This window comes from Sphingobacterium sp. UBA7855 (assembly GCA_002500745.1).
Classification (GTDB): Bacteria; Bacteroidota; Bacteroidia; order Sphingobacteriales; family Sphingobacteriaceae; genus Sphingobacterium.
In genome coordinates, this window is the sequence record DLST01000014.1 from 25,819 (window position 1) to 38,323 (window position 12,505).

A 12,505-nucleotide genomic window follows, 5' to 3' on the forward strand; every position below is an offset into this window, starting at 1 on the left:
TTTTTAAGCGAAATTATGCTCCAGTTTAGGAATACACAAAATTATGTGGTGTATGGCAAGTTTTAGGGATGATTGACAATAGCGCAGCTGGCTGTTGGTAATAGATAGGGTCGAACGGATTCAATGGCAGACCTTGCAACGATGGCGAAATCGTCAACATCTGCAAAACGTAACAAAAAACCTTGTGCATTTCTTTCCTTTACCAATATTTTTTCAAAGTTGACTAGATATGATCGGTGACACCGGTGGATAGCCCCCATATTTAGAATCTGAGACAAGTGCGTTAATGTTATTCGTATCATTTGCTTCTTAAGTGTATCCTCTTTTCTGAAATAGATCATGCAATAATTGTCCATCGATTTGGCGAAAATAAAATCATCCGGCTTCAATGTTAATGTTTGGCTTCCATTTGGAATACTGACCAATGTCAAAGAATGACAATCATTCCCTTGACTTGATTTCGCATCCAAATTTATCGGAATTCCAACATTCAGCGGATTATTTTGTATAGGATGTGGACTATATCTATTTATTCGAAGCAAAAAATAAATTGTTCCAATTGGACTATAAAGTGACAGTGTATACAATCCAATATAAGGAAAGTTATCCCATTGTAGAGGAGCACCATTAATAATCCAACCATGATATATGAAATTAAAAAAAATTGTTACTAATAGTACCAGAGTAATACGAAACAACTCCATCGCAATAGTTTCGATTTTACGTAAGGCAATAGAAACTAGTACATATGCTGCAGATAATATTGCACCATATCCGGATAACAAAACAAATTTATGGATATGATCAAAATTGTACGTTCCAAATGGTTGAAAAACGATCAGGAAGAGATAGGCTGATAAACCGAGCAAGAAAGAAAAGGTGAACAGCTCTTTTTTAGTACTGATCTTCGGAATTACACCACTTAAATGACTTTGACTGATTTTTTTATACATCATAATGGAATAAAATTAACTCTTTTTTAATGAATGCTAGTATTATTGGCTTCTATTTATCCAAAAAAAGGAGTCGAGAAAAAATTTATGACGAAACATCTAAAATATATTAAATTTATAGTTTAACTTAGAAGATACATTTTGAGCTGACATCAGTTCGTTGAAATCAAAATTTATTTGTCATATGATATATCACCGTAATTCTTCATACTATGCGTCTAAGTGAATTACTAACTTTATTTCTTTGTATAGTATTTCTACAAGCTATCCAAGGTCAGGAGAAGCCGGTTTTAATAGAAAATGTCAAACTGATTGACTTTACGAGTCAAATGCTAACTTCGCCAAGGTATGTTTTAATAGAAGGCAGCACCATTCAACACATAAGCGCGTCTCCTATTAAAGCGAAAGATAAGGATGTCATTCGAATTGACGGTAAGGGCAAAACACTCATGCCGGGTTTGATTGATGCCCATGTACATCTGGTATTTGGCGCTTTGACAATGCCACAGATGATGACAAATGACTTATCGGAAGAATTTTTGTTCAATACAGTAGGCAGTTCGGCTCAACAGATGTTAATGCGTGGTTTTACAAGCATACGTGATGTCGGTGGTCCAATATTCCCGTTAAAAGCTGCCATTGATAAGGGCAAACTTTTGGGACCTAGGATATGGCCATCTGGGGCTACGATAAGCCAGACGGCGGGGCATGGGGACTTTCGTACTCCTGAAGAAAAATCACGCCGCTTTTTTGGAGTAGTCTCTCGTGCAGAACGATATGGTGCCACATTTATCGCCGACGGGCGTGCCGAAGTATTGACTGCAGTGAGAGAAAATTTAAGATTTGGAGCGAGTCAAATTAAAATAATGGCAGGCGGAGGTACTTCTTCTGCGTACGATCCAGTAGATGTAACTCAATATACCCTCGACGAGATGAAGGCAGCAGTGGAAGCCGCAGAGGATTGGGGAACTTATGTGACCGTACATGCATATACACCACGAGCGATTCAAAGAGCGATCGAAGCTGGTGTAAGATGTATTGAACATGGACAATTGCTTGACGAAGAAACGGTGCAGCTAATCGCAAAAAACAATATTTGGCTAAGCTTACAAAATCTTGTAGAAGACACACCCGATATGGATCCGCAACGAAGAATTAAGCGTAAACCTGTCATAGAAGGTCAGGAAAAAGTGTGGCCCATGGCTAAAAAATATGGCGTAAAACTAGCCTGGGGTACAGATTTCCTTTTTGAACCTGATCTGAATAAATTGCAGAATGTTTTTATATTGCGACTTCAAAAGTGGTTTACAAATGCTGAAATCATTAAAATGGTTACACACGATAATGGCGAACTTCTACAGCTTTCAGGATTAAGAAGTCCATATCCCGGCAAGCTAGGAACTGTTGAGGAAGGAGCTCTGGCAGATCTCATTCTGGTTGATGGCGACCCGATCAAGGATCTAAAGCTGTTGGCAGATCCAGATAAAAACTTTTTGGTAATTATGAAAGATGGTCAGATTTATAAAAATACCCTGCAGAAACATTAATGTTGTTAGATGGACATTATGATGTCAAAAATATAATTTAACAAGACAATAAAATATTTTCGATGAAATCAGTTAAAATGGCAATATTTCCTTTTGTAGATGAAAAAAATCAAATAATTTCATCATTAAAAGGCGCAAATAATTTCTTTAAGATATAAATTATTTGAAGAATAAACAGCTTTGCATTTAATTGATTAGATTTGCGTTTAAACGATAAATCAAGCATTCGGTGGCATTATTATTCAACGAAGGACGTCCAGTAGTAAGACTAAGAGCATTTCGGGCTATTGACGATCCCCAAACCTGTGAACGTTTCATAGAAGGACACGCGCATGTATTAACTGCTATAGGCGTAAAGAAGGTGACTTCCTCCAAAAATGACTGGATGTATAATCCAGCATCATTCGTCCTGATCGTAGAATCCCTTGATGGCGACAAAGTCTACGGAGGAGTACGCATACACGTATCTGGTGGTAGCGAACCTCTTCCGATTGAACAAGCAACCGGATCCATGGATGCTAAAATTTTAGACCTAGTTTATGAGTATGCGCAACAGGGAACAGGTGAAGGTTGTGGCCTATGGAACTCGCGAGAGATTGCTGGATACGGCATTGGTAGCATATTTTTAACACGGGCTGGCGCTGCAATCAGTACACAGGTCGGCATTAAATCGCTATTTGCTTTATGCGCTCCTTATACAGTGAAATTGGCAGAAAGTGTTGGCTACCGGATCGACACCAGTGTTGGAAATAATGGTACATTTTATTATCCTAAGCTAGACCTGCTGGCAACTGTGATGATTATGCGAAACCTAGAAACCCTAACCGAAGCCGATCAAGAAAACAAAGATGCAATTCTTTCCCTTCGTAATAATTCCAATATTGTCCGCATAGAAACTTTGCGGAATAAAGAAATTGAAATCCATTATCAAATTGATATTCCGAATTTGAATCAATGGGATCTAAATGAGATTATTAAAAATCTGAAACATACATCATTAGACTATAGGCCAGATGATCGTAATTTAAATATTTTGTGATGGACAATAAGCATTATAATGCCGGATACTTGATGGATACCGGTGATTTTCTTAAACAATTGAAAATACATTCATACACTCCTTTTAATTCGATTAAAGAGGGTGTGGTTGTCGATCTTGGTTGTGGCACTGGAATGGATGCCATCAACTTGGCGAACATGCTGGGTGATAACGTACTAGTTGTTGGTTTAGATCATGATAACAACCTAATTGAGCATGCGAAATCAAGCGCTGCAAACATAAAAAATGTGGACTTCGTTCAAGGTGAGGTTTACAAACTTAGCTTTGCAGACAATTCCATCTCCGGTATTAGAATGGAACGCGTTGTACAACATCTATTGGAGGCGCAAAAAATGTTTGCCGAGGTTCACCGTGTTTTGATCGAGGGTAAACCGCTGGTTATCGTTGAGACCATCTGGAATAGTCTGACATTTTATAGTAAACACGTCGGTATTGAGGCAAAAATATGCCATTATTTGACCGATGAAAAAGTTAATAATGGCTGGGCCGGAAATAAATTAACCTCTGATCTATTAAATCAAGGTTTTAAACACGTAGAATTGCAAACATTTTGTATGGTTACTCGCTCGAAAGAAGAAGCTAACCGGTATCTATTTTTAGATAAAATCCTTCTAGAAATGGTCGAAAAAGAACAATTGAGCACCGCCGAGATGGAGGAATTTCAAAAAGCATTGGATCAAGCTGACGAAGCGGGCTGCTTCCTTGTCTCTATGAATTTAGTTATCGCAGAAGCAAAAAAATAGCATATTGTGATGAGATGCTGGCTTAATCTAATTTTCCTATTTATCTGTACATATAGTTCGCCTTGTTTTGGAGAGGTAATTATAGAACACCCAACGCAGCGTTTATTGATCGGATATGGCCTAGAACGCTACGAAGGCAATGGACAGCCTAATTTTGCAGACACTTCGGGTTCATCCTTCCAATCTTTGGGAAGCAAAGTCCCCAATTTAGGTACATCATCGTCTGATATTTGGCTCCGGTTGCCGATGATAAATAAGGGCAAAGATAAACTTGAGCTCCTTCTCGAGATCGCCTATCCTCTTCTTGACGAGGTCGAATTATTTATACCATCATCAGATGGGAGTTATAAATCGATCAAGCTGGGAGAGCATCGCCCTTTTTCGGCTAGAAAATATAAGGTACCCAATTACGCATTTGACATTCAATTAACAGGGAATAAGAAAACCATATTTTTTATTCGAGTTAAGAGTACCGAACAGATCATTCTACCAATCTATTTAAGTAACGAACGAAGTTTCTTAAAAGAAATGAATGATGATAGCTTATTAAGCGGTATTTATATCGGAATCGTCTGCATTATGGCAATATATAATTTATTTTTATTTTTCTCTGTTCGGGAGAGGGGCTATCTATATTATGTACTATATGTTCTCTGTGCAGGAATAACGCAAATGGGAATTAAAGGTTACAGTTTTCAATATTTATGGCCAAATTGGACATATTTCGCAACAAAAGGGCCGATTATTTTTGGATGTCTATCAGGATTATGTGCCTTACTTTTTGCAGATTCATTTCTCCAATTATCGAAAAATGCTCCTAGATCACGGCGTGTGATCACTTTTTTTATTGTCCTCTTTGCCATTGGTGTAATTCTTACGCTATTAAACCTTACACAACTGGCATTTACAGTGATGCAATTAACAACTGGAGCAGGGTCTTTATTCGTCCTTTACTTATCCTATCGTGTGATGATAAGAGGCTATAAGCCCGCTAAATATTTTGTTTATGGTTGGACGGTTTTATTGTTGGGTTCAGTAGTATTCTTACTAAAGGACTATGGCATCCTACAGTACAACGATTTTACAAGCAATGCTGTACAAATTGCTTCCGTTGTTGAAATGGCTCTATTATCATTCGGTCTCGCTTATAGTATCAATATCTTAAAAGAAGAGAAAGAAGCGTCACAAGTCAGGGAATTAGCGATTTCATTAGAAAACGAAAGATTAATACGTGAGCAAAACATAGTGTTGGAACAAAAAGTGGATGAGCGGACACGTGAATTGACACAATCTAACGAGTCTCTACAGACCACGCTTACGCACCTAAAGGAAACACAATCTCAGCTTGTTGAGGCTGAAAAGATGGCGTCCCTTGGTCAGTTGACAGCCGGTGTTGCCCATGAAATCAATAACCCTATCAATTTTGTCACATCGAACGTTGCCCCATTAAAACGTGACATAAAGATGATCTGGGAAACACTGGAGGAAGTGGAACGTATTGCCTTTAAAGAGGGTATATCGGATACGGAAAAACAAATTCAGATCAAAAAATTTAAAGACGATCTAGATATTGATTATTTAAAAACAGAGGTGGATTTTTTATTAAAAGGTATGCACGATGGAGCTCACCGTACCGCGGAAATAGTCAAAAGTTTACGGATTTTTTCACGTGTGGATGAGGATACATTAAAATTTGCCGATCTGAATGAGGGACTTGAATCAACGATGGTTATTCTCAATAGTCTATTGAATAACACAATAGAGGTTGATAAGATCTATGGAAATATGCCTAAAGTAGAATGTCATGCAGGTAAACTTAATCAAGTATTTCTGAATATTGTTACAAATGCTATTTATGCTGTAAATAAAAAATTCAACCACGAAATCGGTGGAAAAATATATATTGAGACCGGAGTTTATAGCGATGATTCTTCAGTTTTTATTAAAATCGCCGATAATGGTATTGGTATTCCAAAAGAAATTCATGAACGCATTTTTGAACCATTTTTTACAACGAAAGACGTCGGCGAGGGGACTGGTCTGGGAATGTCCATTGCCTACAATACTATTGCAAAACATCATGGTCGGATTGTTTTAGATTCAAAAGTGGGGCAGGGTACAAGTTTTACACTAATCATTCCAATTCAGCAGAATGATTAGTGTAACTATAAACTTAAAATAGTCAATTAACTATTATTTTTTCATATCTTTTGTAAGGGAATAAAACCATATAATAAAATTATGCAGAGGGAGTTTGAAATACTATATATCGATGATGAAGCCAACAATTTAGTTAGCTTTAAAGCGAACTTTAGATACGATTATACGATCTATACAGCATCGAACACAACTGAAGCTGAAAAGATACTTCATACTCATCCGGATATCCGTATCATATTCTGCGATCAACGCATGCCTGATGAGATGGGCATTGATTTTTTACACCGCATAAAAAAAGACTTTCCAAAGCCAATCCGTATTCTTCTAACAGCTTACGCCAATATGGAAACTGTAATTGAAGCAGTCAATAAAGGACATATATTTAGATTTGTTCGTAAACCCTGGATGAATGAAGAGATTGTTTCGGCTATAGAAGAGGCAAATAAATTTTATGTTGCAAACTCCATGCTTGAAGTAAAAAATCGCGAGCTACAAAAGGCTTATGATGAATTAGATAAGTTTGCTTATAGCGTTAGCCACGATCTTCGTGATCCCTTGACCGGAGTTCTTTCCGCTGTGAAACTTGGACTGGAGTTTGACAGCGTAGACCGAATTCATGAGTTGCTCTCGCTAATGGATAGTTCATTAGTTAGTTTAGACGCCTATATTGACAGCCTACGTGACTATTATTTACTAAGAAGAGGCGAGCTACTGCTGTCCGAAATAAATTTTGAAGAGCTCTTCGGCAATATACGTCAATTTTACAGCATGTATACGCAAAACAAAGATGTAGCCTTTGAAATTTCAGTGGATCAAAAGGAGACTTTTAATGGAGACAAGGCGCTTCTTGAGCTCATTTTACATAATCTTCTTTCTAATGCTTTTAAATATCAAAGTAAGGGGCGAGAGAATCAATTCGTCAAGCTATCTGTTTTGGTATCACAACGTAAAGCCAAAATAGTTGTGAGCGACAATGGAATAGGGATATCGCCAGAATATGTTGACGATATATTCAAACTATTCTTTAGAGCTAGTGATCAAGCTAAAGGGATGGGGTTTGGACTCTACAATGTCCAAAATGCACTTTTGAAGCTCCAGGGAAAAATTGAAGTGCAATCACAACCCGATCAAGGAACAACTTTTACAGTCGTCATACCGAGCAAATAATGCTTTCACAAACCATTATAGACGATGGAAAGCTTATCATCAAACTGCCAGAAAACATCAACAAAGCTTAAAAGCTTACTTTCCTAAACTTATCTCATTTTTACGAAAGTAGCTTCTGGCGTAACAAAAACTCCAATTGGTCGTTAGAAGTCTCTAGCTGAGAGTTTGTCTCTACAATCTTTTGACGTTCTGCATATACATCATAAGCGCGCTGAATCGTCTGATCAAGCTCCTCTTCACTCCAAGGCTTATTGAGGTAATGAAAGATTTTTCCTTTATTAACGGCGTCAACAACAGCAGCCATGTCCGTATATCCTGTCAAAAGGATACGCATAGGGGCAGCATTAATTTTAATAATCTGCTCTAAAAACTCTACACCAGTCATTTCTGGCATACGTTGATCCGTAATAATAATGTGTATTTGATTGTTTTTGACAATATCGATTGCATCAGCGCCACTAATGGCGGTAAATACAGTATACTTTAGCCGAAATGTCGCTTTAAAAGAAAACAAATTGTTTTCTTCATCATCAACGTACAATATCGAAATCTTCTTGTCTTCCATAAGCTTATCTTCTGAAATACAAATTTACGCAATTAATTTCCTGAATTAATAACAGATTAAAGAGTTTTATGTTTTCCTAGCAGAAAATATTCGCTGACAAATTCAATAAGCGGATCTCATAGCCAAATTTTATAACCTCCCACGCTACTAATAATATTAAGCTAAAAATTGAAAAGAGTAAATTATCTCGTCGTTTTAGAAACAAAAAAAGCCATCCTACTCACGTAAAACGGCTTTTTGAAAGTGACCCCGCTGAGGCTCGAACTCAGGACCCACAGATTAAGAGTCTGTTGCTCTACCAACTGAGCTACGAAGTCATTCGATAATCCAAATGTAAGCTTCACCGTAGAAAATATCAAGTGGAAAAGAATATTTCTTTCACTTTTATGACATTCAAGGGAGATTGCTAATGCATTTGTAATGATCATGCGGACTGTATAAAGAGTCCTAGAGTTTAATTGATCTTCCGCTTTATATTGTACTTTGTTTTTGAAACAGTCATCTTTCCCATAATCATTCGCCTAACTTGCATTGCTATCGGTTTATCCAAATGCATTGATTTCATTTTTTCATTTACAACTTCCTAATCAACCATCTAAGAAAAATCCACAACTATCTTCTTACATTGACCATAGAAATGGCCTTGCCCCTGTGGAGTCATCTTATCCCAATCTGCCGAGCAAGCCTTTTTTACCGCTAAAAGAATCTTTTTCATATGATCTCTTCTTTAGTTTTTTGGAAGGGATGCAACACAATTAGCAATTTCAAAATTAAATTAAAAAACCCATTAACACCTAATAGACAGAAACTTAAAAATAAAAAACCATTTAAATTCAGCTACTAATCTCCACAGTACATCCGTCAGAACTATATGAGTTAAATTATAGAATGAAAAGCGAAGAATAGCAAATACGACAAATGACTAGGTGCGAAAAAATATATTCAGGAAAAAAAAGCGTTGCAAAAGAATAGGCTGTCTAACAAAGTTGGACAGCCCATTTTTATGAAATAATTCTAGTGGATAATAGCATTATTTTATAGAACCTAGGATCTCCTTAATTGCTCTTTCCAATTGCGGATCCTTATTTTCCATCCGATCCTGGACTGTATTTTTCACAAGGATATCTGGTGCAACTCCAGTTTGCTCGAGATCCTGACCATCCAGGGTGTAACATCCCCAAGAAGGAAGTCGATAGTTTGATCCGTCAACTAAGCCTTTTGCTGACGTAAAAATAATCCAACGATAGGTCTCGTTACCAATGATTTTACCCAGTTTTAATGCCTTAAAGCCCGCTGCGGTCATTTCTGCATCGCTCAAAGATTGCTCATTAATTAACAGGACAATCGGTTTGGCTGCCGGTGCAAAATTACTTTGTGGTGCACGCTTACCGCCACGATATTGCCATTTTAGGTAAGGACGCTGAGACAAGAACCTTAAAACTTCATCATGAACATTTCCTCCTGTATTATACCTTAAGTCTAAAATAATCCCCTGTTTGTTGTTCTCCTGCTCAGCCATGTCAATCAAAAAGCGTTGCAACTCGCTATCAGACATATTCTTCATATGGGAATAAGCAATCTTGCTCCCGCTCAACTCGTCCACCCGACTACGATTGTCTCTAATCCATTGGTCATAAAGCAGATCTTTAAAAGCTACACTTGATACCGGGCGAATATTTGTATTGATTTCCTTTCCCTTGCGATCGAGGGTCAATTGGATCTCTTCCTCCAAAGAAGGCCAGGTGAAATAATTATCTCGGTCGGCCTGTGTGTTTAATTTTGTTCCGTTGATAGCAACGAGGACATCCCCCTCTCGAATATCAACTTCCTTTTTTGCAGCCGGGCCATTTGGAACAATATAGCTAACCCTGTAGGGGTTAGTGGAATCATAAAGTACACCGATTTCATTCGTCACAAAACCAAACGGTTTACGTTCTTCCTGCCCCATTGAACTAAAACCCAAATGCGAAGAATTGAGTTCACCCAACATATCATTTAATAGGATACGCAAATCTGTCCGATCGTTTATCCCTGGAAGATACTGTTCATATCTCTTCTTAACAGCTACCCAATCTACCCCATGGAAGTGACTATCGTAGTAATTTTCCTCCAGATTGGCCCATGTTTCGTAAAACATTTGACTGAATTCCTTCTCAAGATCCCGATTGAATTTAAAACTCATTGTGACCGCATCAAGTTTATTCAGATCCAGGTTATATTTCTGAATTGTTCCTCGGCTCAATACGAAGTATTTACCAGCAGCCTCTACAAATTGGCCCATGCCTCCATCAGCGACCTTTTCGGTTTTGGATGGAGTAAACAACTCATATACGGTACGATATGCACTATATTTCCCTTCGTGATTGGATGAATAGAACAAATAAGATTTATCTCCCTTTTGTATCACCAAAGGATCAGATTGTGTTCCAAATGCTGGACTGACTTGCTCAATTCGGTCACGTAATCCTTCTAAATCCAATTGGACCAAAACGGCTTTCTTGACTTCGGCAGCTGGTGTTGAGGTTGACTTTACCTTGTCGGCACCAGTTTTCTTGTTATCCTTAGCAGCATTTTCCTTTTTAGTTGCACCAGTTTTATTTACTGTCGTATCTTTCTTTTCAGGTGTTATAAATAATTCATCAAACTTTGTGCTACGATAAGGTTGATCAAAGTTGGTCAATGCCATCCGAAAAATACTTGAGTTTTGCATACCGGTAGGGTAGGACGGTTTGGTTCTATTGCTCGCAAAATAAATGTATTTGCCATCAGGAGACCAATATGGTGCAGCCTCCGTAACACCTGTATTTGTCAAATTTGTCGTTTGCCCATTTTTCAGATTATGCACAAAGATATCTTGTTCAAAATTGCGTATAGCCGTGAACAAAAGATAATTCCCGTCCGGAGAAAATGAAGGTGAAGAATTTTGAAACGCCCAGATTTCATCCTTAACTACCGTCTGGCTTTTCAAACTTGTCAAATCCAGTATACGAACTTCATCACGCCCGCTCAAGTATACAGCTTTTGTTTTATCTGCATTAAATGTAATGTCACGATTGTTACGCAGATCTTTTGTCAATTGCTTTACCTCACCTTTGCCGTCTGCTGTGCGTGAAAACCAATTTTGATACCCTAGATACGTTTGGTTATAGAGCAATGTTTTACTGTCTTTAAGCCATTTAACTTCCATAATACGCTCGCCCTGACTTGGCATCTGACGAACAAACTTTCCTTCGATATCCGACACAAACAATTCCCCACGGGATACGAACGCCAATTTTTTTCCGTCCGGAGCAACGTCGAAATTACTGATGTTACCTGAAATGTTAAACTCCTTCAACTTTCCTAAGACCTGGTTGCGGTTAAGGGCGATGCTAGGTTGCATTGTTTTCTTTGCATTGACATCGTAAATATAAAGTTGGTACCCCTTTTCAAATGCGACTTTACTACCATCTGCCGCGACGAACGGGCGTTTGATCGATTCTGGGAAAGAGGTCAATTGGGTTTTTGCCCTTCCCGCTATTTGATAGAGGTTGTACTCACCATTGCTTTCGTCGGACACATAATATATATTTCCCTTCTGGTCTACTGTCGGCCAAAAATCTTTACCAATATAATCCGTATACTGGTGAAAAACTTTTGTTTTGGGATTATAAGCCTTAATATCTGGATTGAAAGCTCCTTTATAGCGTTTGCGGTTCACTGAACTATAACCTTCCCAGCTGTCATTGAACAATAATTCGCCTGATGGTGTGGGCACCACATTGCTGATATAATTAAAGATATGGGGAAACAATCTTGTTGCCGTTCCACCATTCAAGGCAACCTGAAAGGCACTCATTCTATTATAACGGGATGAGGTAAAATAAAGTGATTTACTATCCCAGCTCCAGCTGTCCACTTCATCCGAAGCATCATGATGAGTAAGCTGACGAATATCTCCACCCGCCAGCGGCATCACATAGATGTCCATATTACCATTTTGATTGGCCGAGAATGCCAGCCATTTTCCATCCGGAGAAATGCGCGGATTGATCTCGCTTCCTTCCATTCCGGTCAGCCGAACAGCAACCCCACCTTGACTGCCCACTTTCCAAAGGTCGCCTTCATAGCTAAATACCATTTCTTTACCATCGGGACTTAGTGTCGGATGGGATAGAAATGTGGGTTGCTGGGCAACAACAGAGGCTGTTCCAGCATAGGCCAGTAGTATACTTAAAAATAGTTTCTTTATCATGTTATCTAGGAGGCTCATAATTTTTTGCCAATACAAAGTTAAAATAGGTAGTGAACAAACCACCATGAAATAAAGA

Annotated in this window: 8 protein-coding genes and 1 tRNA gene; 5 read left to right on the forward strand and 4 right to left on the reverse strand. The window is 38.2% G+C overall.

The genetic code is table 11. From position 1 onward, the window contains the following. Window positions 1–62: 62 nt before the first annotated feature. Window positions 63–956, reverse strand: a complete 894-nt coding sequence (locus tag B2107_RS11880; RefSeq protein WP_293955840.1) for a LytTR family DNA-binding domain-containing protein — start codon at window positions 954–956, stop codon at window positions 63–65. Window positions 957–1,165: 209 nt separating this feature from the next. Here B2107_RS11880 and B2107_RS11885 point away from each other — a divergent pair, with 209 nt between their 5' ends. The 5 genes from B2107_RS11885 to B2107_RS11905 all read left to right on the forward strand — a co-directional run bounded on the left by B2107_RS11885 (window position 1,166) and on the right by B2107_RS11905 (window position 7,630). Further along, on the forward strand, window positions 1,166–2,500 hold the full coding sequence (locus tag B2107_RS11885) for a metal-dependent hydrolase family protein (RefSeq protein ID WP_293955841.1): 1,335 nt from the start codon (window positions 1,166–1,168) through the stop codon (window positions 2,498–2,500). A gap of 229 nt (window positions 2,501–2,729) precedes the next feature. Beyond that, window positions 2,730–3,539 (forward strand): hypothetical protein, encoded by an 810-nt coding sequence (locus B2107_RS11890; RefSeq protein ID WP_293955842.1) that lies wholly within the window; start codon window positions 2,730–2,732, stop codon window positions 3,537–3,539. After that, window positions 3,539–4,303 carry a methyltransferase domain-containing protein gene (locus B2107_RS11895; protein ID WP_293955843.1) on the forward strand — a complete coding sequence of 255 codons (765 nt, stop codon included), beginning with the start codon at window positions 3,539–3,541 and terminating at the stop codon, window positions 4,301–4,303. The genes B2107_RS11890 and B2107_RS11895 overlap by 1 nt, the downstream gene beginning before the upstream one ends. Window positions 4,304–4,312: 9 nt before the next feature. Then, complete coding sequence (locus B2107_RS11900; RefSeq protein WP_293955844.1) at window positions 4,313–6,463, forward strand: sensor histidine kinase; 2,151 nt, start codon at window positions 4,313–4,315, stop codon at window positions 6,461–6,463. 81 nt (window positions 6,464–6,544) lie between these two features. Further along, entirely contained in the window at window positions 6,545–7,630 is a 1,086-nt protein-coding gene (locus B2107_RS11905) for a hybrid sensor histidine kinase/response regulator (RefSeq protein ID WP_293955845.1), read from the forward strand. Window positions 7,631–7,730: 100 nt separating this feature from the next. Here the strand turns inward: B2107_RS11905 and B2107_RS11910 are convergent, their stop codons facing one another. From B2107_RS11910 to B2107_RS11920, 3 genes are all read right to left on the reverse strand, one after another. Beyond that, window positions 7,731–8,195 (reverse strand): response regulator, encoded by a 465-nt coding sequence (locus B2107_RS11910; protein ID WP_209576897.1) that lies wholly within the window; start codon window positions 8,193–8,195, stop codon window positions 7,731–7,733. Between the two features lie 244 nt (window positions 8,196–8,439). Beyond that, a tRNA-Lys gene (locus tag B2107_RS11915) sits at window positions 8,440–8,512 on the reverse strand. Between the two features lie 713 nt (window positions 8,513–9,225). Further along, window positions 9,226–12,429, reverse strand: a complete 3,204-nt coding sequence (locus B2107_RS11920; protein WP_293955846.1) for a S41 family peptidase — start codon at window positions 12,427–12,429, stop codon at window positions 9,226–9,228. Window positions 12,430–12,505: the final 76 nt, after the last annotated feature.

Bases quoted from the DNA above. Each gene is read 5' to 3' on its own strand.
- B2107_RS11885 (WP_293955841.1), top strand. From the start codon at position 1,166: ATGCGTCTAAGTGAATTACTAACTTTATTTCTTTGTATAGTATTTCTA.
- B2107_RS11900 (WP_293955844.1), top strand. From the start codon at position 4,313: ATGAGATGCTGGCTTAATCTAATTTTCCTATTTATCTGTACATATAGT.
- B2107_RS11895 (WP_293955843.1), top strand. From the start codon at position 3,539: ATGGACAATAAGCATTATAATGCCGGATACTTGATGGATACCGGTGAT.
- B2107_RS11905 (WP_293955845.1), top strand. From the start codon at position 6,545: ATGCAGAGGGAGTTTGAAATACTATATATCGATGATGAAGCCAACAAT.
- B2107_RS11920 (WP_293955846.1), bottom strand. From the start codon at position 12,429: ATGATAAAGAAACTATTTTTAAGTATACTACTGGCCTATGCTGGAACA.
- B2107_RS11880 (WP_293955840.1), bottom strand. From the start codon at position 956: ATGATGTATAAAAAAATCAGTCAAAGTCATTTAAGTGGTGTAATTCCG.
- B2107_RS11910 (WP_209576897.1), bottom strand. From the start codon at position 8,195: ATGGAAGACAAGAAGATTTCGATATTGTACGTTGATGATGAAGAAAAC.